This is a genomic window from Planococcus dechangensis, from assembly GCF_042654465.1.
In the GTDB taxonomy this organism is placed as follows: domain Bacteria; phylum Bacillota; class Bacilli; order Bacillales_A; family Planococcaceae; genus Planococcus; species Planococcus dechangensis.
In genome coordinates this window covers 559,561-581,565 of sequence record NZ_JBHSGL010000005.1, presented here as the reverse complement: position 1 = coordinate 581,565, position 22,005 = coordinate 559,561, and the positions used below count along the sequence as shown (strand labels likewise).

The 22,005-nt window shown below is 47.6% G+C and carries 19 protein-coding genes; 18 read left to right on the top strand and 1 reads right to left on the bottom strand.

Annotated elements, in window-relative coordinates:
• Positions 1-80: 80 nt before the first annotated feature.
• The 15 genes from ACFO5U_RS06155 (at position 81) to ACFO5U_RS06085 (ending at position 16,761) form a co-directional block, all read left to right on the top strand.
• Positions 81-809 (top strand): GntR family transcriptional regulator, encoded by a 729-nt coding sequence (locus tag ACFO5U_RS06155; RefSeq protein ID WP_377277611.1) that lies wholly within the window; start codon positions 81-83, stop codon positions 807-809.
• 46 nt (positions 810-855) lie between these two features.
• Entirely contained in the window at positions 856-1,935 is a 1,080-nt protein-coding gene (locus ACFO5U_RS06150) for a BMP family lipoprotein (protein WP_377277610.1), read from the top strand.
• A 166-nt stretch (positions 1,936-2,101) separates the two neighbouring features.
• Complete coding sequence (locus ACFO5U_RS06145; protein WP_377277608.1) at positions 2,102-3,643, top strand: ABC transporter ATP-binding protein; 1,542 nt, start codon at positions 2,102-2,104, stop codon at positions 3,641-3,643.
• Positions 3,633-4,682: an ABC transporter permease gene (locus ACFO5U_RS06140; protein ID WP_377277606.1), complete on the top strand. Its 1,050-nt coding sequence runs from the start codon at positions 3,633-3,635 to the stop codon at positions 4,680-4,682. The genes ACFO5U_RS06145 and ACFO5U_RS06140 overlap by 11 nt, the downstream gene beginning before the upstream one ends.
• A 1-nt stretch (position 4,683) precedes the next feature.
• A complete protein-coding gene (locus tag ACFO5U_RS06135; protein ID WP_377277604.1) occupies positions 4,684-5,643 on the top strand; it encodes an ABC transporter permease in 960 nt (319 codons plus the stop codon).
• A 268-nt stretch (positions 5,644-5,911) separates the two neighbouring features.
• Positions 5,912-7,186, top strand: coding sequence for an EF-P 5-aminopentanol modification-associated protein YfmF (gene yfmF, locus ACFO5U_RS06130; protein WP_377277602.1), 1,275 nt, complete (start codon positions 5,912-5,914; stop codon positions 7,184-7,186).
• The gene (gene yfmH, locus ACFO5U_RS06125) at positions 7,179-8,480 is read left to right on the top strand and encodes an EF-P 5-aminopentanol modification-associated protein YfmH (RefSeq protein ID WP_377277600.1); all 1,302 of its coding nucleotides are present in this window, start codon (positions 7,179-7,181) and stop codon (positions 8,478-8,480) included. Before yfmF ends, yfmH begins: the two co-directional genes overlap by 8 nt.
• The gene (gene ymfI / locus ACFO5U_RS06120; RefSeq protein ID WP_377277598.1) at positions 8,477-9,196 is read left to right on the top strand and encodes an elongation factor P 5-aminopentanone reductase; all 720 of its coding nucleotides are present in this window, start codon (positions 8,477-8,479) and stop codon (positions 9,194-9,196) included. Before yfmH ends, ymfI begins: the two co-directional genes overlap by 4 nt.
• A gap of 85 nt (positions 9,197-9,281) precedes the next feature.
• Positions 9,282-10,082, top strand: coding sequence for a YmfK family protein (locus ACFO5U_RS06115; RefSeq protein WP_377277596.1), 801 nt, complete (start codon positions 9,282-9,284; stop codon positions 10,080-10,082).
• A gap of 11 nt (positions 10,083-10,093) precedes the next feature.
• Positions 10,094-10,963 (top strand): helix-turn-helix domain-containing protein, encoded by an 870-nt coding sequence (locus tag ACFO5U_RS06110; RefSeq protein WP_377277594.1) that lies wholly within the window; start codon positions 10,094-10,096, stop codon positions 10,961-10,963.
• A 48-nt stretch (positions 10,964-11,011) separates the two neighbouring features.
• Positions 11,012-11,590 (top strand): CDP-diacylglycerol--glycerol-3-phosphate 3-phosphatidyltransferase, encoded by a 579-nt coding sequence (gene pgsA / locus ACFO5U_RS06105; protein WP_377277592.1) that lies wholly within the window; start codon positions 11,012-11,014, stop codon positions 11,588-11,590.
• Positions 11,591-11,611: 21 nt separating this feature from the next.
• Positions 11,612-12,865, top strand: coding sequence for a competence/damage-inducible protein A (locus ACFO5U_RS06100; protein ID WP_377277591.1), 1,254 nt, complete (start codon positions 11,612-11,614; stop codon positions 12,863-12,865).
• 176 nt (positions 12,866-13,041) lie between these two features.
• The gene (gene recA, locus ACFO5U_RS06095) at positions 13,042-14,109 is read left to right on the top strand and encodes a recombinase RecA (protein WP_377277589.1); all 1,068 of its coding nucleotides are present in this window, start codon (positions 13,042-13,044) and stop codon (positions 14,107-14,109) included.
• A gap of 227 nt (positions 14,110-14,336) precedes the next feature.
• Positions 14,337-15,896 (top strand): ribonuclease Y, encoded by a 1,560-nt coding sequence (gene rny, locus ACFO5U_RS06090; RefSeq protein WP_377277588.1) that lies wholly within the window; start codon positions 14,337-14,339, stop codon positions 15,894-15,896.
• Positions 15,897-15,963: 67 nt separating this feature from the next.
• Positions 15,964-16,761 (top strand): TIGR00282 family metallophosphoesterase, encoded by a 798-nt coding sequence (locus tag ACFO5U_RS06085; RefSeq protein ID WP_377277586.1) that lies wholly within the window; start codon positions 15,964-15,966, stop codon positions 16,759-16,761.
• Here ACFO5U_RS06085 and ACFO5U_RS06080 read toward each other — a convergent pair.
• On the bottom strand, positions 16,752-17,060 hold the full coding sequence (locus ACFO5U_RS06080) for a hypothetical protein (RefSeq protein WP_377277585.1): 309 nt from the start codon (positions 17,058-17,060) through the stop codon (positions 16,752-16,754). The genes ACFO5U_RS06085 and ACFO5U_RS06080 overlap by 10 nt on opposite strands.
• Here ACFO5U_RS06080 and ACFO5U_RS06075 point away from each other — a divergent pair.
• The 3 genes from ACFO5U_RS06075 to mutL all read left to right on the top strand — a co-directional run bounded on the left by ACFO5U_RS06075 (position 17,048) and on the right by mutL (position 21,976).
• A complete protein-coding gene (locus ACFO5U_RS06075; protein WP_377277583.1) occupies positions 17,048-17,476 on the top strand; it encodes a YlbF/YmcA family competence regulator in 429 nt (142 codons plus the stop codon). The two genes, ACFO5U_RS06080 and ACFO5U_RS06075, sit on opposite strands and share 13 nt — an antisense overlap.
• A gap of 137 nt (positions 17,477-17,613) precedes the next feature.
• Positions 17,614-20,139, top strand: coding sequence for a DNA mismatch repair protein MutS (gene mutS / locus ACFO5U_RS06070; protein ID WP_377277581.1), 2,526 nt, complete (start codon positions 17,614-17,616; stop codon positions 20,137-20,139).
• Positions 20,140-20,143: 4 nt separating this feature from the next.
• Complete coding sequence (gene mutL, locus ACFO5U_RS06065) at positions 20,144-21,976, top strand: DNA mismatch repair endonuclease MutL (protein ID WP_377277579.1); 1,833 nt, start codon at positions 20,144-20,146, stop codon at positions 21,974-21,976.
• Positions 21,977-22,005: the final 29 nt, after the last annotated feature.

Sequence of the window (22,005 nt, the reverse complement as noted above, 5' to 3'; positions counted from 1 at the left end):
CTATTAAATGGTATAGTATTTCTGATTAGTAGGAATGTTTTACATCAGATGTCTGATCTCTGTCATGGGTGGTGAATCATATGACAATCAAATCGGATCACCGTGCATTGTATCTCCAAGTAATCGATCGAATGAAGCAAGATATTGCTGCGGGTGTCTACAAAGAGAAAGAGAAATTGCCATCCGAATTCGAACTATCGAAATCTCTTGGAGTAAGCCGTGCGACTCTTCGTGAGGCGCTCAGGCTTTTGGAAGAAGATAATGTAATCGTCAGACGCCACGGTGTTGGAACGTTTGTCAATTCGAAACCGGTATTTTCATCGGGCATCGAGGAATTGACAAGCGTCTCTGATATGATCCGTCAGGCGGGAATGGAGCCCGGAGTTGTCTATTTGAGCACTTCGGAGTCCATTTGTTCTGAGGAAGATGTTAACCGCTTTCATTGCAATACGGGTGATACTGTCATTTCAATTGAACGCGTCCGGACAGCTAACGGAGAGCCTGTCGTTTATTGCATCGACAAAGTGCCTTCCGTCTATATGCCTGAAGGTTTTCTCGGACGCAAAGAAAGCTCGATATTCTCGGCACTGGAAGAATCCGGCGACATCCGTATCTCGTATGCGGTGACCTTCATCGATCCAACTGGTTATCATGAAGAAGCATCGCCGATTCTTGAATGTGACCCAGAAACTGCATTACTCGTTTTAAAGCAGCATCATTACGATGAAAACGATCGCTTAGTGCTGTATTCGAAAAACTACTTCCGAGCTGATAAATTCAGTTTCCACGTAGTTCGCAAACGTCTGTAAACATCTGATTCCTGCTACTATCAAAAAAACCTTGGGGGTTATTACATTGATTAAACGTAAATTTGGCGTAGGTCTATCATTAATGCTCGCAGCTGGAGTTCTAGCTGCATGCGGTAGCGAAGAAGATACTTCGAACGGCGGCGAGTCTGCTGAAGGCGGAGAAGGCACAGAAGAAGCAAGTGATTTCTCGGTAGCGATGGTAACGGATGTCGGCGGTGTCGATGATAAATCCTTTAACCAATCAGCTTGGGAAGGCATTCAGCAGTTTGGGGAAGAAAACGGCCTTGAACAAGGCGACGGCGGGTATGATTACCTCCAGTCCGCTTCTGATGCTGACTACAACACAAACTTGAACAACTTGATCCGCCGTGATTTTGACGTCGTATTCGGCATCGGTTTCTTGATGGAAGGCGCAGTAGCGGAAATCGCTGCACAGCAAGAAGACGCTCAAATCGCGATCATCGATGCAGTAGTGGACGCTCCCAACGTAGCAAGCGTTATGTTTAAAGAGCAAGAAGGCGCATTCCTTGCGGGTGTTGCAGCAGCTTTGATGACTGAGACGAATAAAATCGGTTTTGTCGGCGGCATGGAAATCCCGGTTATCGAACGTTTTGAAGCCGGATTTAAAGCTGGCGTCAACGAAGTCGATGATTCAATTGAAGTTGATGTACAATACACAGGTGCTTTTGATAAAGCGGAATTAGGCAAAACAACGGCTAACCGTATGTACGGTTCTGGAGCTGACATTATCTTCCACGCAGCTGGCGGCACAGGAAACGGTGTCTTCACTGAAGCAAAAGAGCGTAAGGAAGCAGATCCGGAAGCAAATGTATGGGTAATTGGCGTCGATGCTGACCAATATGAAGAAGGCCAAACTGGCGATGCGAACGTGACGATGACTTCTGTCTTGAAGCGTGTAGATACAGCGGTTATGAATATTTCTGAGCAGGCGATGAATGGGGAATTCCCAGGTGGCGAAACAGTAACTTACGGATTGAGTGACGATGGGGTAGGCCTTGCGGATTCACGCGGAGCGATTCCTGAAGACATCATGGCTCAAATCGAAGAGTACAAAGAACAAGTTATTGCTGGCGACATCGTAGTTCCTGAAACACTTTCCGAATAAGCTGTAGTCAATACGGTCAATCATAAAGACCGGGTATCCGGTCTTTATGATTTTTTTTCGTCTATTTTTCTGAAGATTAATAGATGAAAGGTTTCTAACTAAGGAAGCCTTTCATGTATTAATTCATACCATCAAGAAATAACCAGTTTTCGAGGGAGTGAAAACAGTGGAATATGTAATTGAAATGCTGAATATCCGAAAAGAGTTTGGGAATTTTGTCGCAAACGACAACATCACACTCCAACTAGAAAAAGGCGAGATTCATGCACTATTAGGTGAGAATGGAGCTGGGAAATCTACATTGATGAACGTTTTGTTCGGATTGTATCAGCCAGAAGGCGGCGAAATTCGAGTAAGAGGGAACAAAGTGGATATTACCGATCCAAACGTTGCAAACGAACTCGGGATCGGCATGGTGCATCAGCATTTCATGCTTGTTGAGAACTTTAGTGTCACGGAAAACATCATTCTTGGCACAGAACCGACCAAGATGGGCGTCACCAATAAAAAAGACGCAGCGAAAAAAGTTGCAGCTTTATCCAAGCAATACGGTTTGAATGTCGATCCATATGCCATCATCGAAGATATTTCAGTCGGCATGCAGCAGCGCGTCGAAATCTTAAAAACGCTTTATCGCGGAGCGGAAATCCTTATATTCGATGAGCCAACGGCATCGCTGACGCCACAGGAAATTACAGAATTGATCCAGATTATGAAACGTTTGATTGCAGAAGGCAAATCAATCATTCTCATTACCCATAAACTGAAAGAAATTATGGATGTATCCGATCGCGTGACGGTCATCCGCAAAGGGCAAGGCATTGGGACAGTCATAACAGCTGAGACAAACCCGAACGAACTGGCTTCATTGATGGTTGGGCGTCAAGTGACTTTCAAAACCGAAAAAGGCCCTGCCAATCCAACTACTGAAATTTTGGAAATTAAAAACCTTGTCGTTGAAGACTACCGGGGCGTGGCGAAAGTGAAAAACTTGAACCTGGATGTCCGCAGAGGAGAAATTGTCGGAATTGCGGGAATCGACGGCAATGGGCAGTCGGAATTGATCGAAGCCATTACAGGCTTGCGCAAAGTCAAAAGCGGCCATGTGTTGATCAACGGAAAAGACGTTACAGGAATGAAGCCGCGGAAAGTAACAGAGTCCGGCCTTGGACATATTCCGCAGGATCGCCATAAACATGGTTTGGTTCTTGATTTCCCGATTGGGCATAATATCGCATTGCAAACATATTATCTGCCGCCGATTTCAAAAACCGGCATCATGGATTACGATAAGATTACGGAAAAAGCAGCGCAAATCATCAAAGATTTTGATGTCCGAACGCAAGGACCTCATGAACCGGCACGTGCCTTGTCAGGCGGCAACCAGCAAAAAGCGATCATCGGCCGAGAAGTAGACCGCAATCCGGATCTGCTCATTGCAGCACTACCGACGCGCGGGCTTGATGTCGGGGCGATTGAATTTATCCATAGCCGCTTGATTGAACAGCGTGATAACGGCAAAGCCGTGTTGCTGATTTCATTCGAATTGGATGAAGTCATGAACGTGTCCGACCGAATCGCCGTCATACACGACGGGGAAATCGTCGATGTCGTGATACCGGAACAAACTACCGAGCAAGAGCTTGGCCTGCTAATGGCAGGACATGCGGAACAAGCGAAGAAAGGCGGGGAGCACCGTGTCGAATAGAACGACAAACTTGCTGGTCCCGGTCGTATCCGTAGTGCTCGGCCTCATCGTAGGGGCGATCATTATGCTTGTTAGCGGTTATAGTCCGATTGAAGGCTATGCTGCATTATGGAACGGGATTTTCGGAGACCTTTATACTATCGGTGAAACACTGCGCCAAATTACACCCTACTTACTGGCTGGGTTGGCAGTGGCTTTTGCATTCCGCTCCGGATTGTTCAATATCGGTGTCGAAGGGCAATTGATTGTCGGCTGGTTTGCTGCAGCTTATGTAGGTGTGGCAGTCGAACTGCCAAAAATCATCCATTTGCCATTGGCGATTTTGGCGGCGGCTGTCGCTGGAGCACTATGGGGCTTCGTGCCAGGGCTATTGAAAGCCAAATTCCGGGTTCACGAAGTTATCGTCACAATCATGATGAACTATATCGCACTTCATGTGACAAACGCATTGATCAAAACCGTTTCAGAAGGCGGAGACCGCACGGAGCGCATTTTTGCCAGCGCCTCTCTCCGGTCCGAGTTTTTGGAGAACTTGACGGAATTCTCCCGTCTGCATTTTGGCTTGCTTTTGGCACTCATTATGGTCGGTGTCATGTGGTTCATCTTAGAGAAAACAACGCTCGGTTTTGAATTGAAAGCTGTCGGATTCAACCAGCATGCTTCCGAATATTCAGGAATGAACGTCAATAAAAACATCATCCTAGCAATGGTCATCTCCGGTGCATTTGCTGGACTTGCCGGGGCGATGGAAGCACTCGGGACATTTGAATATGTTTCGTCCAAAGGCGGATTTACCGGGATTGGGTTTGACGGCATCGCCGTAGCACTGCTCGGCATGAATACGCCGCTTGGAGTCATTTTCGGCGCCACGCTGTTTGGTTCCTTAAAATACGGGGCACTGAATATGCCGAATGCTGCCGGCATTCCGATTGAGATCGTTGAAATTGTTATCGCCGTGATCATCTTCTTCGTAGCATCCGGCTATATTATTCGTTTGCTGCTGCTTCGTGCAGCTGGCAAAAAGAAGGAGGCGAAGTGATATGAGCTTTTTGGATATCCTATATTTCATCGTCCCTTCGGCGATTTTCTATGCCGCACCGTTAATCCTTGTAGCGATCGGCGGTGTGTTCTCTGAAAGATCCGGCGTTATCAACATCGGCCTTGAAGGCTTGATGGTTATCGGGGCTTTTGTTGGCATTCTATTCAATTTGCTGTTTGCAGATACATTTGGCGGATTGACGCCTTGGCTTTCGCTTATAGCCGCGATGGTAGCAGCGTTGCTGCTTTCTCTATTGCACGCTGTTGCATCCATCACTTTCCGGGCAGACCAAGTTGTCTCGGGTGTCGCCATCAACTTATTGGCGATCGCTTTGGCATTGTACTTGGTGAAGAGCATTTTCAGCAAAGGACAGACGGATTTCATCACAGAGCGCTTTTCGCGTTATAATGTGCCGATTCTTTCAGATATACCGGTCATTGGCCCGTTGTTCTTCACGTCTGTATACAATACTTCTTTCTTTGCGATCGGCGTGGCATTTTTAGCCTGGTTCGTCATTTATAAAACGCCATTCGGCCTGCGTCTTCGCGCTGTGGGTGAACACCCGATGGCAGCGGATACGATGGGAATCAACGTTAAAAGAATGCGCTATGTAGCTGTCATGATCTCAGGAGCACTGGCAGGAATCGGCGGCGCGATTTATTCTCAGACCATCACCAATGATTTTGGCCACGCAACGATCAATGGCCAAGGGTTCATGGCGCTTGCCGCAATGATCTTCGGTAAATGGCATCCACTCGGTGCGATGGGAGCGGCATTGTTCTTTGGTTTTGCACAATCACTGAGCATCGTCGGTTCTTCGATTCCTTACATTCAGGAAATTCCAAATGTCTTCCTGTTGATCCTTCCTTATGTGCTGACGATTCTTGCCCTTGCCGGCTTTATCGGCCGTGCCAACGCACCGAAAGCAATCGGAAAACCGTACATCAAAGGAAATCGTTAATAATCACCATAATCACTATAGGCACATAACAGCGGGTAACAAAAAAGATGGGGACTTTCCCCATCTTTTTTTGATTTATGCGGGTTGTGGAGACTTGAAATGAATATTTGTAGAGGGGTGCTTGAAGAATGAATTTGGCGAAAAGCTGCGAATAGGGCAAACAGGTGGGAATCTCCTAGCTTTTTCCGTTTGTTTCCTCCGGTATCATTGCAATTAAAGGAAAAAGTCCGGTATAGTTAGTATAAGAACGACGAGAGGGGTATCAAACATGTTTGAAACCAAAACGATTTGCAAAGGCGTCAATGTCTATGTAAATAAGACGACGCAGTTTAAAACGATCAATTTCTCCATCCGCTTTAAAGATCGCTTGACTGAGGAGAATGCTTCAGTCCGTGCGATTTTAGCGAACGTCTTACAACACAGCAACGAGAAATACCCATCTCATACTGCATTGCGCATGGTGCTGGACGATTTATATGGAACTTCACTTTACATAGATACGACAAAGCGCGGAGATGACCATATCATCAGCCTGAACGTCGAAACCGTCAATGATCAATATTTGTCGGAAGAAGGTGTTTTGGAGAAGGTATTAAACTTGATGTACCTGATGTTGTTCAAGCCGAATTTCGAAAACGGCTTGTTTAAAGAAAGCATTTTCAAGCGTGAGCAGGAATCGATCATCCAACGCATCGAATCGGTGTTTGACGACAAAACCCGCTATGCACAGCAGCGCTTGATGGATATTGCACTGCCGGGCCATCCGGCAGCGATTACGTCGAACGGGTCGATTGACAAAGTAAAAGCTGTGACGAACGAAGCGCTCGTGGAAGCTTACCGAAATATGCTGGAAAATAACGAAGTGGATATTTATGTTGTCGGAGACGTTTCACCGGAGCATATCACATCGCATATTCGCGATTATTTCCATTTTGCCGACCGCAAACACTTGCCTGAAAAGCAGCAGAGCGAGTTGCGCACTCCGAGCGAATCGCGAGTACTCGAATTCGAGAACATGAAACAAGGCAAGTTGCATATGCTTTTTTTCACGCCGGTGACGTTCCGCGATAAAGAATTTCCGATCATGCAATTGATGAACGGCATTTTCGGTGGTTATGCGCATTCCAAGCTGTTTGCCAATATCCGTGAAAAAGAAAGCATGGCGTATTATGTCTCCAGCTCTTATGCTTCCCAGTTCGGGTTGATGTTCGTCCTTGCCGGGATAGATAGCAAACTTGAGGAAAAAGCTGTTTCCTTGATTCTTGAACAGCTGGACGAAATGAAACAAGGCCATATTACGGATGTCGAGCTGGACCAAACCAAAGCTCTGTTATCCAACCAATTAAAAGAAGCGCTCGATTCCGCTAGAGGGCAAATCGATATTTACGATCAATATAAAGAGCTATCCGAAAGCTTTGAACCAGAGCTTTTGATTGAAAGATGGAAAAAAGTGACAAAGCAACAAATTGCACAAGAAGCCCAAAAAGTGAGCTTGCAGATGACTTACTTCTTGTCAGGCAAGGAGGCCGAAACAGATGAATAAAGTGGATTTTAACCAACTGGAGGAAACACTCTATCATGAACAATTGCCAAATGGCTTGACGGTTTATATTTTGCCGAAGCGCGGGTTTTCAAAAACCTATGCGACGTTTACGACCAAATACGGATCGATCGATAACCATTTTGTGCCGCTCGGTGAAAAAGAAGCCATTCAAGTTCCGGACGGCATCGCGCATTTTCTAGAGCATAAAATGTTCGAAAAAGAAAAAGGAGACATTTTTCAGGAGTTCAGTAAAAATGGCGCTTCCGCCAACGCATTTACATCGTTTACGAGAACGGCCTATTTGTTTTCGGCAACCGGGCGCATTCCAGAAAACGTGACGACCTTGCTGGATTTTGTGCAAAGTCCCTATTTCACAAAACAGACAGTTGAAAAAGAAAAAGGCATTATCGCGCAAGAAATTACCATGTACGATGATCAGGCCGACTGGCGCTTGTATTTCGGCATCATCGAAAATTTGTACAAAAACCATCCGGTGAAAATCGATATCGCCGGAACGGTCGCATCGATCCAGGACATTACGGCAGAGCATTTGTATACGTGCTACCATACGTTCTATCACCCATCGAACATGGCTTTATTCATTGTCGGAAATGTCGAACCGGAAAGCATGATGAAGCTAGTGAAAGACAATCAAGACGCAAAAACTTTCGATGCGCCAGCGCCGATCAAACGGATATTCCCAGAAGAGCCGAAAGAAGCGGCAATCAAAGAACGCGTTTTGGAAATGGGCGTTCAAAAACCGAAAATTTTTGTTGGTGTCAAACCGGAGCGTCTTGACCTGCACGGGCCGGAAATGCTTAAACATGAATTGTCCGCACAACTTGCCTACGAATTGCTGTTCGGCAGAACGTCGAATTTTTATCATGAAGCGTATGAAAATGGCTTGATCGATGAATCTTACTCATTTGATTATTCACTAGAAAGCGGATTCGGCTACGCATTGATCGGGTCAGACACGAACGACCCGGAAAATTTGGCTGTGGAAATCAAGAAAGCCATTCAGCAGGCTGTTGAAAAATGGCCGTTCGGTCAAGAAGACCTGGATCGTGTGCGTCGCAAAAAAATCGGCTTTTTCTTGCGCGCACTCAACTCCCCGGAATACATTGCCAATCAGTTTACGCAATATGCATTCAACGGCATGAACTTGTTCGATGTCGTTCCTGTGCTGGAACAAATTGAGGTGGTCGATCTGCAGAACGCATTCGCAAGCGTCAGCGCAGAAAGCCAACAGTCAGTGTTTACTATCAAACCACCGGAGAACGGCGAGGCGTGAAACGGTTCGCGCTCATTTTAGGGGCATCCGGTGATATCGGGGGTGCCATTGCCCAGCAATTGGCGCATGATGGCTGGTCGCTTTACCTTCATTACCATACAAGGTCTGTTGAGTCATTTGCACAAGAGCTCCGTTCGTTGTACGGTGGCCAAGAGTTCATTCCGGTACAGGCGGATTTCACGAAAGATGACGGAGCGGCACAAGTGGCTGCGCATGTTTTTGACAGTTCATGCATCGTCTGTGCAAGCGGGCACGCCATATCCGGCTTGCTTCAAGACACGAGCCATGCAGACCAGGATGCACTATGGCGGGTCCATGTGAAAAACCCAGTCGAAACGGTGCGTTTGCTGTCGCCTTATTTTAGGAGGCATCCTAAGTCGTATGTTGTGTTTATCGCATCGATCTGGGGAGAAACGGGCGCTTCGATGGAAACTGCATATTCGGCCGTCAAAGGAGCACAACTTGCGTTTACGAAAGCCTACGCGAAAGAAATGGCTCCTTCCGGAACGCGCGTCAATGCAATCTCGCCGGGGCTGATCCGGACAAAAATGAATGCTGGGCTATCGCCTGACGAGTGGGAGCAACTGGAAGAAGAAATCCCTCTCGGTGCCGGGTCGCCGGAAGATATTGCCCATACGGTGTCGTTTCTGGTCGGCGGCAAAGCCGATTACATTACCGGGCAGACCATCCGCGTAAACGGAGGTTGGCTCATCTGACGAACTGCGTCTTTTCATGTCCAGCCATGTAAGCTATCATATAGGACAAAGCGCTAGGGATCTGTGTGGGAAAGGTGAGTGGAGCATGAAAGAATGGTATTTTGAATATGAAATTCAAGTAAACCGTCCGGGCTTGCTCGGAGATATCGCATCATTGCTCGGTATGCTGCGTGTCAATATCGTCACCATCAATGGAGTTGACCAAGGCCGCCGAGGCATGCTTCTGCGTGCAGAACATGATGTTCAAATCGAACGATTCGAACAAATCCTATCGACTATTGAAACGATTGCTGTGACAAAATTCCGTGAACCAAAATTGCGGGATATACTTGCGGTTCGCCACGGCCGCTATATCCAGCGAGATGCCGATGACCGCAAGACGTTCCGTTTTGTGCGGGATGAACTCGGCCTGCTGGTCGATTTCATGGCGGAGATTTTCAAGCAGGAAGGCCATAAATTGGTCGGAATCCGGGGCATGCCGCGTGTCGGCAAAACTGAATCGATCGTTGCCGCGAGCGTCAGCGCCAATAAGAAATGGATTTTCCTTTCGTCGACAATGATCAAACAAACCGTGCGAAACCAATTGATGGGCGATGAGCATAACGACAATAACATTTTCATCTTGGACGGCATCGTTACAAGGCGTTCTTCAGATGAGCGGCACCTACAGCTCGTTCGGGAGATGATGAGGATGCCGACCATCAAAGTGGTGGAACATCCGGATAAATTTGTGGAGCATTCCGAATACAGCATTGATGATTTTGATTACATTATTGAACTGCGCCATCATCCGGAAGAAAAAATTACTTATGAAGTATTGGAAAGAAACACGTTTATGAACAATAAAGACCAAATGGATATGTTCGGCGACGGGTTCAATTTTTAAGCAGGCAGGTGATGAAAGTGGGACAATTAGGTGCCAAGCTGAAACAAGCAAGACTTGACCTAGGCTTAAGCTTAGAGGAACTCCAACAACGCACGAAGATCCAGAAGCAATATCTCGAAGGCATCGAAGCAGGAGACTATTCAGCAATCCCCGGCCCATTTTACATTCGTGCTTTTATCAAGCGCTATGCACAGACGGTCGGGCTCGACGGGGATGCATTGCTGTTAGAACATAAAGATGAGTTACCGCAAGAACAAGCCGCAGCGCCGCCTGCAGAACATTTTGCCAGGCGTTCGGAGCCGAAAAGGCGCAGCTCTGGTCCGATGCCGGAAGCAATGCCGAAAATCCTGGTAGCGCTTTTTATAGTTTTCATTTTATTGGTCATTTGGTATTTCTATTTGCTCAGTACATCAGGCAACAGCATAGAACCGGCAGACGAAGGCGGCGGGGTAGAGTACGAAGCGCCTGTCGAGCAGGAACAAGAGCAGCCGGATCCGGTTCCGGAAGAAGCGCCTGAAGAAGAGGCTGAGCAAGTGGAAGAAGAGCCTGTTGAACCAACTGCTGTATTGGCAATGGAAGGTGTATCAGGCGAAACGACCACATATGGTTTTATTGGCCCGGCTGAGAAGACACTAAACTTTACAGCAACCGGTGATTCCTGGGTCAGCGTCATCAATGAGGACGGGGTTGAATTGCTCAGCTCTGCCCGTGTTTTCGGGGCGGGCGAAACAGAGTCCGTTGATGTGTCGGATGAAGAGAGTGTGTTCATGCGCATCGGTGATTACGCCATGTTAGCGATCGAGTTGAATGGTGAACCAGTGCCATATGAGCAGGAACGTAAACCGCAAAACATCGTCATTCGCTTTGATGATGCCGAATAGCCATCGTTCGATGGCTATTTTTATGTAAGGATTGAGAGGAGAAAGTTGATGAATATTCCAAACCAAATCACCATTTCCCGAATATTGCTTATCCCGATTTTCATGGCATTTATGCTTGTGGATTTCGGCTGGGGAAATATCACCCTATTAGGGGCTACAATGCCCGTCGCCCATTTAGTCGGTGCATTGATTTTCTTGTTTGCTTCGGCAACTGACTGGGTGGATGGCTATTACGCACGCAAATACAATTTAGTGACGACATTCGGCAAGTTTTTGGATCCGCTCGCCGATAAATTGCTTGTCTCGGCAGCTTTGATCATTCTCGTGGAGCTCGGGTTTGCGCCGGCATGGGTCGTTATTTTAATCATCAGCCGTGAATTCGCTGTAACAGGACTACGCCTTGTGCTAGCGGGTGAAGGGGAAGTCGTGGCAGCCGGAAACCTTGGAAAGATCAAAACCGTCACGCAAATTGTGGCGATTGCCGCTTTGCTGCTTTATAACATCGGCTTTGCGTTGGTCGGTATCCCGTTTGGCGAAATCATGCTTTATATTGCATTGATCTTCACAGTTTGGTCTGGTTGGGATTACTTCTATGTAAATCGCAAAGGACTCATGACGTCTAAATAAGGTTTTACTGGAGGAATAAAGATGAATGCTGAAATTATCGCAGTCGGTTCAGAGCTCTTGCTCGGCCAGATCACCAATACCAATGCCCGTTTCATTTCGGGCAACTTAGCAGAAATCGGCATTAATGTTTATTATCATACTGTTGTCGGTGACAATGCGGATAGATTAAAAGAAACGATTGCCATTGCAGAATCACGTGCAGACTTGATTATCTTTACGGGCGGTCTCGGACCGACGAAAGACGATTTGACAAAAGAAACGATCGCCAAGCATCTCGGGACAACATTGGAGATGGACAATGAGGCCATGGTGTCCATCGCTGCATTTTTTGAACGTGCCGGCCGGCCGATGACCGAAAACAACAAAAAACAAGCGCTTGTGCTGTCTGGTGGCGAGGTGTTAGTCAACGAAAACGGCATGGCCCCGGGTATGATGTATAAAAACGGAGATCATTTATATATGCTGTTGCCCGGACCGCCGCATGAAATGGAGCCGATGTTCCAGTTTGAGGCCAAGCCGAAACTGATCCGCCTGTTGAATAAGGAAGATGTCATCTTGTCGCACGTTTTGCGTTTTTATGGCATCGGAGAAGCGGAGCTGGAAGATCGTCTACAGGACATTTTAGATAAACAGACCAATCCGACAATCGCGCCGCTTGCCTCAGCTGGGGAAGTGACTTTGCGCTTGACGGCCAAGACAGATAGCACGGAACATGCATGGACACTGATCAATGCAGCAAAAGAAGAGATCTTGGAGCGCGTCGGCCAATATTTATATGGCTATGATGACGATTCACTTGCTTCGAAAGCCATCGACTTATTGAAAGCTCAAGGCAAAACCGTATCGGCTGCAGAAAGTTTAACAGCTGGCCTATTCCAGTCAGAGCTCGCCTCGGTATCTGGTGCCAGCGCGGTTTTAAGCGGGGGAGTTGTCACCTATAATGAACAAATGAAGATTCAGCAACTTGGCATCATGCCGGAGTTTTTCGGACAGCATTCCGTCGTCAGCGAAGAAACAGCTGCAGCAATGGCAGCAGCTGTACGCGAGAAGTTCAACACCGATATCAGCGTCAGCCTAACCGGAGCAGCTGGCCCGGATGCACACGGCGAGCAGCCGGCCGGCACGGTGTGGATCGGAATAGCAAGCGAGCAAGGAACGAAAACCTATCGTCTTCAATTATCTGGGATGAGAAACACCAACCGGATCCGTGCAGTGAAACTGGCGCTTTATTACTTGATACGAACACTGACGGAAGAAGAGGCACGCAAAATTTAATTTTGCGTGTTTTTTCATGCCCATTTAAGGGGAATGAATGGATAGCGGGAGAGTAAATTCGATATTTGTTTATACGAACACGAATAAACGTTCGCTTTTTTCTTGTAAATTTCTCAATAAACTAGTATACTGAAATCAGTTAGAAAAATGGTTTTCACATAAGAGGAGGATTTTTTTTGAGCGATCGTAAAGCAGCGTTGGATATGGCGCTAAAACAAATAGAAAAGCAATTCGGTAAAGGTTCTGTCATGAAATTAGGAGAAAGCACGACCCATAATGTCTCAACGGTTTCGAGTGGTTCATTGTCTCTTGATATCGCACTTGGCATAGGCGGTTATCCGCGCGGCCGTGTAATCGAGATCTACGGCCCTGAAAGTTCAGGTAAAACGACCGTATCGCTTCACGCGATTGCTGAAGTGCAAGCTTCTGGAGGAACGGCTGCATTCATTGATGCCGAGCATGCATTAGACCCGGTTTACGCCAAAGCATTGGGCGTCAATTTGGATGAGTTGCTGCTATCGCAGCCGGATACAGGCGAACAAGCACTTGAAATCGCAGAAGCGCTCGTACGAAGCGGTGCGGTTGATATCGTTGTCATCGACTCCGTAGCGGCACTTGTACCGAAAGCGGAAATCGAAGGCGAAATGGGCGACTCGCATGTCGGTCTCCAAGCCCGCCTCATGTCACAGGCTCTCCGGAAACTTTCGGGTGCCATCAATAAATCCAACACCATTGCTGTATTTATCAACCAAATCCGAGAAAAAGTAGGCGTCATGTTCGGTAACCCGGAAGTGACACCTGGCGGACGTGCATTGAAGTTTTATTCTTCTGTCCGCTTGGAAGTCCGTCGTGCAGAAGCGCTGAAATCCGGCAACGACATTATCGGTAACCGGACAAAAATCAAAGTCGTCAAAAACAAAGTCGCACCGCCGTTCCGCACAGCGGAAGTGGACATCATGTACGGCCAAGGCATTTCACGCGAAGGCGAGATTGTCGACCTTGCGGCTGACTTGGACATCATCCAAAAAGCCGGTTCGTGGTATTCCTACAATAATGAACGTGTCGGACAAGGCCGCGAAAACGCGAAGCAGTTTATGCGCGAGCACGAAGACATCCGCAACGAAATTGCCGGCAAAGTACGTGAGCATTACGGCATGACTGCGGCATCCTACTCCGTTTCTGGTGCTAAAGAAGACAAAAAAGATGCAGAGGAATTCAATTTGCTGATCGATGAAAAAGAGTAAGATCCGCTCTTAGCTTGATAGGACAGATCCAGTAAGACTGCGAAGCCATGGCTTCGCAGTCTTTTTATAGAGCGGGAGCCCGGCTTGGCAGGGTTGACACAACATAGGTCCATCTATACAATTAAACTTGTATTATTTACTAGTTTTTAAACGGTTAATGAGACAAACAGAATTGCAGATTTATCCTTTGAAAAAGTAAAAAATCAATAGCAAGAGGAGGTGTCCGAATGGGATTTTCTGAGTTCATCTTCGCTTTGCTTGGTATCATCGTCGGTGTAGTTGTTGGGTATTTTGTATTGAAAAAGGCAAACGATTCCAAAATGGCAGGCGCTAAGCAATCCGCTGAGCAAATTGTCGAAGATGCGAAACGAGAAGCAGAAGCGCTTAGAAAAGAAGCTTTATTGGAAGCGAAAGACGAAAATCATAAATTGCGTACTGAAGCTGAATCTGAAATTCGAGAACGCCGATCGGAATTACAAAAACATGAAAATCGGTTGTTGCAGAGAGAAGAAAATTTGGATCGCAAGGATGATGCTTTAAACAAACGAGAGGCCGGCCTTGAACGCAAGGATCAGGCACTTGCCGAAAAACAACAGCATATTGATCAGATGGAGAGCAAAGCTGAGACTTTGGTTCAGCAGCAACAATCCGAAATGGAACGGATCTCTTCCTTGACTCGCGAAGAAGCGAAAGGCATCATTCTCCGTCAAGTGGAGAACGAATTGTCGACCGATATCGCGGTAATGGTCAAGGAATCCGAAGCCCGTGCCAAAGAAGAGTCGGATAAAAAAGCGAAAAACATCTTGTCATTGGCGATGCAGCGTTTTGCTGCCGACCATGTAGCGGAAACAACTGTTTCCGTGGTCAATTTGCCGAATGATGAGATGAAAGGCCGCATCATCGGGCGTGAAGGACGTAACATCCGGACGCTTGAAACCTTGACTGGTATCGATTTGATCATCGATGATACACCAGAAGCGGTCATTCTTTCCGGATTCGATCCGATCCGCCGCGAAACTGCCCGTTTGGCACTAGAGAAACTAGTGTCGGATGGCCGCATCCATCCAGCGAGAATCGAAGAAATGGTTGAAAAGTCAAGACGTGAAGTTGATGAACAAATTCGTGAAATTGGTGAACAAACCACATTTGACGTAGGTGTACATAACTTGCATCCGGACTTGATCAAAATACTCGGCCGACTTCGTTACCGCACAAGCTATGGCCAAAACGTCCTGAAGCACTCAGTCGAAGTGGCGTTCTTGTCTGGCCTCATGGCCGCGGAGCTTGGAGAAGATGTGACATTAGCACGACGCGCAGGTCTCTTGCACGATATCGGTAAAGCCATCGATCACGAAGTCGAAGGCAGCCATGTGGAGATCGGTGTCGAGCTCGGCACGAAATATAAAGAACACCCGGTCGTCATCAACAGCATCGCCTCCCACCACGGTGACACGGAAGCGACTTCGGTCATTTCCGTCATCGTCGCTGCAGCGGATGCATTGTCTGCCGCACGTCCAGGTGCAAGAAGCGAAACGCTCGAAAACTATATCCGCCGGCTTGAAAAGCTGGAAGAAATTTCAGAGTCTTACGAAGGTGTCGAGAAGTCATTCGCCATCCAAGCAGGCCGTGAAATTCGGATCATGGTTCGTCCGGAACAGATCGATGATATGACAGCACACCGTCTTGCGCGCGATATCCGCAAGCGGATTGAAGAAGAGTTGGATTATCCAGGACATATCAAAGTGACGGTCATCCGCGAAACGCGTGCCGTTGAATACGCAAAATAAAAAACGAAAAAGGCTTCGTTGAATATCCATTCAAAGAAGCCTTTTTCTTATGGGGAAAGGTGATAGCATGAAAGTTTTATTTATTGGAGATATTGTGGGGTCGATCGGGAGAGACGCCTTGGAATCTTATTTGCCAAGGCTTAAACGCAAGTATGCACCGGATGTGGTCATTGCCAACGGCGAAAATGCCGCGGCTGGACGGGGCATCACAAAGGCAATCTATCAAGACCTGTTGTTCATGGGCGTCGACATGGTCACAATGGGCAACCACACATGGGACCAAAAAGAGATATTCGATTTTATCGATGACGTCGACTACTTGATCCGCCCGGCCAACTTTTCAGATGAAGCACCGGGACGCGGCATGGCAACCGTAACGAAAAACGGCAAAACCTTGACGGTTATTAACCTGCATGGCCGTGTGTTCTTGCCGGCACATGACGATCCATTTAAAAAAGCGGATGAATTGATGACACAAGCGAAAGAACTATCTCCGCTCGTGTTTGTTGATTTCCATGCAGAAGCAACAAGCGAAAAAATCGCGATGGGCTGGCATTTGGATGGACGTGCTTCAGTTGTGGTCGGAACGCATACGCATGTACAGACAGCGGATGCGCGCATCTTACCGGGCGGCACTGCCTATATTTCCGATGTCGGCATGACGGGTCCATACGATGAGATTCTCGGCATGAAACGGGATTCGGTGCTGTACCGCTTTAAAACGAATATGCCAACGCGCTTTGAAGTGCCGAAAACAGGTCGCCCCGTAGTCAGCGGTTTTTTCACGGAGCTCGATGATGACAGCGGTAAGGCTGTATCCTGCGAGAGAATTTACATCAACGAAGATTACCCATTTCAAAACTGATCGCCAGACCTTGTCGATTTAACGACAATTGCTTTGCCTGCTTGAATGATGGAGTACGCTTTCAGTATAATGGTGAAAAGCGCTAACTGACGCTTTGGCTTCAGTCGGTCTTTTGCGATTACAAGCAAGGCGGAAGTGTTGTCGGCACCACCCGTTTCGCTGTACAATCGGAAGCGAAGAACTGCAAGGTACAACTGTAAAATGATAAATACCAGCAAGTCAAAATACAAAGTTCGGTAAAGGTATTCGATGCCTGAACCGGATAAGGAAATGGGTGTCTGAGGAAATGACGTATACAAAAGAACAAATCGTCGCAAAAGCGCGTGAAGTGGCAGATATGATCGCTTCGACCGAAGAAGTGGATTTCTTTAAGCGTGCAGAAGCACAAATTAACGAAAACCAGCAAATCCGCGAAAAAATCGCAAGCCTGAGAAGTTTGCAAAAACAAGCGGTCAATTTCCAACATTATGGAAAAGAACGCGCACTGGAATTAATCGAAAAGAAAATCCAAAAAATAGAAGAAGAAATCGATTCAGTACCGATTGTGCAGGAATTCAAACAATCTCAAAGCGATGTTAATTCATTGTTGCAAATGGTCTCGACGGCCATCGCCAATCAAGTGACAAATAACATCATCACCGACACAGGCGGAGACTTGCTACGCGGTGAAACTGGCTCGAAAGTGAAAAACGAGGGCGGCAGCAGCTGTTCGTAACCTCCCACAATAAATATCGCAGTATTGCGATAGCCAAAAAACTGAAAGAGCATATGCTCTTTCAGTTTTTTCGTTTCTTGGCATGAGTTTGTTATAATGGAAAAACGAACAATTGATTGAATGAGAGAGGGTTAAACATGTCACCGACACCAATGATTCAACAATATTTGCAAGTGAAATCGGATTATCAGGATGCATTCCTGTTTTTCCGGCTAGGCGATTTTTATGAGATGTTCTACGACGATGCCATAAAAGCATCGCAATTGCTCGAAATCACGTTGACGAGCCGCGGCGGCAATGGGGATGATCGCATTCCGATGTGTGGCGTTCCGCACCACGCAGCCAAAAATTATATTGACCAGTTGATCCAAAAAGGCCATAAAGTGGCTGTTTGTGAACAAGTGGAAGATCCGAAGCTGACAAAAGGCGTCGTCAAGCGGGAAGTGGTCCGGCTCATCACGCCGGGTACTCATACCGAAGGCAAAAGCGTAGATGCCAAGACCAATAACTTCATCGCAGCGGCCGATGAGTTAGACGGCGGCTTTGGTCTAGCCTATTTGGATATTTCGACAGGAGAAGCGACGGCTACATTTATAGCTGGCGGCGAGAAAGCCTTGCTGAATGAACTGCAAGCCTTACATATCCGGGAGTTGGTTGTGTCTGAACAATTGCGCCTCCTTCTTAACGAAGAAGAACAAGAGCTCATTTTGTCGGTCGAACACATGGAAGCGCCCTTTTCAGTGAATGAGAAGATGTTTGCCGAATGCCCTGAACAGCTGCACATGAGCGGCAAACGGCTGTTGGCGTATATTGCCGCCACTCAAAAGCAATCGCTGGACCATATCCAGCCATTTTCCTTCCGGGAAAACTCGCGCATTTTAGGCATTGATTTTCATTCCAAGCGTAATTTGGAATTGATTGAGTCAATCCGCGGGTCAGATGCAAAAGGGACTTTGTTATGGCTGCTGGATGAAACCGTCACTGCGATGGGCAGCCGCAAACTGAAGCAATGGCTGCACCAGCCGCTGGCAGACCGTTATGCGATCGAAGCGCGTCAACAGATGGTCGAAGCATTGATGGACCGTTATTTCGTCCGTGTAGAACTGCAGCAGCTATTGAAGGAAGTATATGACTTGGAACGGCTGTCTGGCCGTGTCGCGTTTGGCAGTGCGAGCGGCCGTGATCTGGCCCAGCTGCGCAATTCACTGGAAAAAATCCCTCAGCTTATCCAGGAGCTCTCCGCCTCGGGCAATCCGGCGTTGGAGCAGTTCGGCAAAAGCCTGGACCCATGTCCGGAAGTATGCGACTTATTGACGGCGATCAGCGATAGCCCGCCGCTTTCCGCCAAAGAAGGCGGCATCATCCGCGACGGTTTTAATGCCCAATTGGATGAATACCGCGATGCGTCGCGCAACGGCAAAGACTGGATTGCGCAGCTCGAGCAAAAAGAACGGGCGAAAACCGGAATCCGCACGTTGAAAATCGGCTATAACCGCATATTCGGCTACTTTATCGAAATTTCGAAAGCCAATATGCACTTAGCGGATCTTGAACGCTATGAGCGCAAGCAAACGCTCGCCAATGCTGAGCGCTACATAACGCCGGAACTGAAAGAAAAAGAAGCGCTTATCCTGACAGCAGAAGAAAAAAGTTTAACGCTGGAGTACGAGTTGTTCGTCAGCATCCGTGAGCAAGTGAAAGAATATATTTCACGCATCCAGCAACTTGCAGCTAAAGTCAGTGCACTTGATGTCTATATCAGCTTTTCGGAAGTTGCAGAGAAATACCGTTTCACAAAACCGGCATTCAATGACGGGCGCGCAATTTCAATCCGTGAAGGCCGCCATCCTGTCGTCGAGAAGATGCTCAATAAACAGCATTATGTGCCGAATGACTGCGAACTGGATGAATCCGGCAATATGCTATTGATCACTGGCCCGAATATGTCCGGGAAAAGCACCTATATGCGCCAAGTCGCCTTGACGATTGTGCTCGCACAGATCGGCAGTTACGTGCCGGCCGCTTCGGCAGAGTTGCCGATTGTCGATCAAATTTTCACGCGCATTGGCGCAGCGGATGATTTGGTTTCGGGGCAAAGCACGTTTATGGTCGAAATGATGGAGTCGCAATACGCGATTACCCATGCGACAGAACGCAGCTTATTGCTATTCGATGAAATCGGCCGCGGCACGTCGACTTATGACGGCATGGCGCTCGCGCAATCGATGATCGAGTATATCCACGAAAATATCGGTGCGAATACATTGTTTTCAACTCATTATCATGAATTGACGGCGCTAGAAGATACGCTCGATAAACTCAGCAATGTTCACGTATCCGCGATGGAGCAGTCCGGTAAAGTCGTTTTCTTGCATAAAGTGAAAAGAGGGCCGGCAGATAAAAGCTACGGTGTGCATGTGGCAGAACTCGCCAATTTACCGGAACCGATTTTAAAGCGGGCGCGTGAGTTATTGGTCAGCTTCGAAGCAGATAACCAGAAACCGCAGCATCAAGCCGAGCAATTATCGTTTTTCGATGAGCGCGACACGACAAAAGATGAAGTGCTGCAAACGATCATCGATGCTTCGATTTCCAGAATGACACCGCTCGATGCGTTGCAGCTAGTCAATAATTTGCAGGAGAAATTAAGCGGAAAGGACTGAGCATATGGGCAATATCCGATTGATGGATGAACCGTTGTCGAATAAAATTGCAGCCGGAGAAGTAGTCGAACGGCCAACATCTGTCGTAAAAGAATTGGTCGAAAATGCGATTGATGCCGGCAGTACCGCAATAGAAGTGCTGTTGCAAGAAGCCGGGCTGAGCTCAATCCAAATTATCGATAATGGAGCGGGCATGGATTCAGATGATGCCCTTCTTTCCTTTTCCCGCCATGCCACCAGCAAAATTGAAAATGAACACGATTTATTCCGCATCCGCACGCTTGGATTCCGCGGGGAAGCACTGGCGAGTATCGCTTCTGTGTCGAAAGTGACGCTTCATACATCCAATGGGGAATCGGGCAGTTATGTGGAAATGGAAGGCGGCAAGCTCATCGAACAACGCGCCGGGGCATTGCGCCAGGGCACAGATATCCGTATCGACCAGCTGTTTTTCAATACGCCTGCACGGCTAAAATACATGAAAACTTTGCAAACCGAACTGGGCCATACCATCGACCTAATGAACCGGTTTGCACTCAGCTACCCGCACATCTCATTCCGCCTCGTCCATGACGGCCGCCGGTTGCTTCAAACAGCTGGCAGCGGGGAAGTTCGTCGCGTGTTAGCGGATATATACGGAGTGGCCATCGCTAAAAAAATGGTGCCATTTGAAGGCGAGTCACAGGATTATCGCATTGATGGATTTGCTTCGCTGCCTGAAATCACCCGCGCCAATAAAAATTATATTTCGCTGTTCGTCAATGGCCGCTGGGTCAAACATTATTCCATCGCCAACACGGTGCATAAGGCTTATCATACGTTTTTACCGCTTGAGCGCCAACCGATCGTCGTCTTGAACATCAAGGGCGATCCATATTTGACCGACGTCAACGTGCATCCGTCAAAGCAGCAGATTCGCTTGAGCAAAGAAAAGGAATTGCTCGAACTGGTCCATGATACGATACGTCAAGCCATACAAACTGCAGTGCGTGCGCCGGTCATTGAAAAGCCGAAACCCATCAAACAACTACCGAGCCGTCAATTGGACTTATGGAAGCGCCCGGTTGAAGAAACAGTGCGGCGCGCGCCGGAGATTCCGGCATCTCTAGATTGGAAGCAGCAAAAGCTTCAGGAACGCGTCGAGGACTTTCACCTGGAGCCGAAACTGGAACCGGCAGTTGACCCGCTGGAACAAATGCATGAGCCTTATGAGGAGCTACAAGACCGGCATGCACTTGATGACAGCCCGCAATTTCCGGAACTTGAAGTTGTTGGGCAAATCCACGGAACATACATCGTGGCCCAAAGTTCGGACGGTTTTTATTTGATTGACCAACATGCCGCGCAAGAACGCATCAAGTATGAATTTTTCCGTGAAAAGGTCGGCGATATCGATTCAAATGAACGCCAATCGCTGTTGTTGCCGCTGACGTTCCATTACAGCAGGGACGAGGCGCTGCATCTGAAAGAGCAATTGAATGCACTTGAAGAAAGCGGCGTGTTTCTCGAGGAATTCGGCGATACGACTTTCATTGTCCGGGAATATCCGACATGGTTCCCGAAAGGCTTCGAACAGGAAGTCATCGAGGATTTGATCGAACAAGTATTGGCAGACCGCAAAGTGGATATAAAGAAGCTGCGCGAAGAAGCAGCCATCATGATGAGTTGCAAACGCTCGATCAAAGCCAATCATTTTTTGCAAAAGCACGAAATGGAACGGTTGCTTACAGATCTAAAACAAGCGCAACAGCCGTTCACCTGTCCGCATGGCAGGCCGGTTATCATCCATTTCAAAACATATGACATCGAGAAGATGTTCAAGCGTGTCATGAACTGACGCGCTGGAAATATAGATCAACAGATAGA